This window comes from Protofrankia sp. Cr1, assembly GCF_963555865.1.
GTDB lineage: Bacteria > Actinomycetota > Actinomycetes > Frankiales > Frankiaceae > Protofrankia.
In genome coordinates this window covers 4,692-6,679 of the sequence record NZ_CAUVXO010000205.1, presented here as the reverse complement: position 1 = coordinate 6,679, position 1,988 = coordinate 4,692, and the positions used below count along the sequence as shown (strand labels likewise).

Genomic DNA, 1,988 nt, shown 5'->3' with positions numbered 1-1,988 from the left:
TGCGGGTCACCGCCATCCTGCCACCACGGCTTGCCCTGGTCGTCGCCCCGCCCGACGGTACTGACGCGTTGGCCCGCCTGCCCGGTGTCGTGGGCGTGTTCACCCATACCGTGCCGGCGGGCCTGCGCGAGACCCTGACCGCGACGGAGAACCTCTTCGTCGATGCCTGGCTCGCCCGTGTGGCGGGCAAGCACCGGTCGGGGGAGGGGCTGCCCTGGGACACCCCCGGCCGGTTGCCACCGGACCCTGCGGGCAGGGTGGGCGGCCCGCCATCCGACACCGGGTGAACCGGTGAACCGTGTCACGGCCACCCGGTGTGGGTCGTCACAGGATCCGACTGGATGGCAGCCAGTCAAATGTTCCCGACGACATACGCGCCATCGCGTACAGCCGGTCGCCGACCCTCGCGACAACCTCCAGATGCCGGTCGAACGAACTCTGGATCATTGTCACCGCGTCGACGTGTCCGAGTTCGGTGCCGAAGGGTCTCGGCGGGCTCCACGGAAACCCGTATGCGTCGTTGTTCCGCCAGAAGTGGACCAGACCACCGGCGGCGGACGGCGCCACGACCTCGAAGTTGCCCAGTCGGCCGAACTGGCTCTGGACCAGTACGGGATTGCCGACCACGCCTTCGGCGAACACCACCGAGGTCCGCCACAGCCCGTCCTCGGCACGGTAGAGGTGCACCAGGCGGCCGCCGGCCAGTGCGACAGCCTCCAGATTGCCGGCGCCGAAATTTCCCTGGATGAGGCTGACCGCGTCGACCCGGCCGAGGTTCGCCGCCGCGAGAACCGGCCGACTCCACGGGTAACCGGCGACATCGTTGTCGCGGGAGAGATGCAGCAGGCCGACGTCGCGAGCCGGGACGAGTAGTTCGAACGTGCCCAGTCGTCCCAGCCGACTGTGGATCAGCGAAGGTGTCCCGGCCACGCCGTCCATCAGGTGGGCGGGCTCGTGCCAGCGCAGCGACGATCCGCCGTCGCGCCAGAAGAACACCAGCGACTGCCCGATCCGGGCGATCACCTCGAGCGCTCCGGGGGTCGCCAGCCGACTCTGGATCATGGAGAGGGCGTCGATCGGGCCGCTTGCCTGTGCGATCTGGAACGGCTCCCGCCACGGCAGGCCCGGGGCGTCGTTGTCCCGCCACAGGTGGGTCACGCCGGCGAACGAGGACGGTACGACCAGCTCGAAGTTGCCGGCCTGACCGTAGTTGCTCTGTACCAGGACCGGATTGCCGGCCACGCCTGCACCCCAGCCGATGTGGCTCGGGGTGTATCGGCACATCTCGAAGCTGTTGGACCGCATCAGGCAGGTGACGCTGTCCGGTGCGCAGCCGTCACAGTTGCCGTTGGGAATCCCGAACCGTCCCCAGGCGCCACCGCAGTTACAGCCACTGGCGGCGTACTCGTCGGGGCAGCCGAAGATGTGCCCGGTCTCGTGGGCGAAGACGCGGTCGAGGTTGTCCGGACCCCAACCGTCGTTGTCGTAGGACAGGACGAGCCGGGGCCCGCCGACCGAACTGTACGCGAAGTATGACAGCGGGTACTTGGTCATGAATGCGCAGTAGGACCATCGCGTCACATGAAAGTCGCGCAGGTCGTCGACGAAGTCGTAGACGCCGTCGAAGTTCGGCGTGTAGCCGAGCTGGCGCATGGCCGGATCCCGCCAGAGCGCCTCCAGATCGGCTGCGGCGGGATCCGGGGGTGTCGAGATCCGAACGATTCGGATGTCGTAGCTGAACGTAAGGTCTGCCGCCGGATTGGTGGTTGCGTACCAGGACAGCCCGTTCTGGACCTCCGCGACGACCTTGGTGCGTTCCGCGGCGGTGAACTGGAGATCGGCCGTCGGCCCTTCGACGATGACCAGGCCGACCGCGACGCTGCCTTCCATGAAGCTGCTGGTGGTCCTGACGTCGACCGGATGCCCGATCGGCTCGCCTATCCGGTCGCCGGTGGCGTTGGCGGTCAGCGACCGTACGGTGCCCGCTG

1 protein-coding gene and 1 pseudogene are annotated in these 1,988 nt (G+C 68.1%); one reads left to right on the top strand and one right to left on the bottom strand.

Annotated elements, in window-relative coordinates; all coding sequences use genetic code 11:
- Positions 1-287: pseudogene (locus U9980_RS16170) on the top strand (hypothetical protein); the annotation flags it as partial.
- A 37-nt stretch (positions 288-324) separates the two neighbouring features.
- On the opposite strand, the gene U9980_RS16165 reads toward U9980_RS16170, so the two are convergent.
- Positions 325-1,988, bottom strand: a 1,664-nt coding sequence (locus U9980_RS16165; protein WP_322768675.1) for a hypothetical protein, incomplete at its 5' end; no start/stop codon positions are given.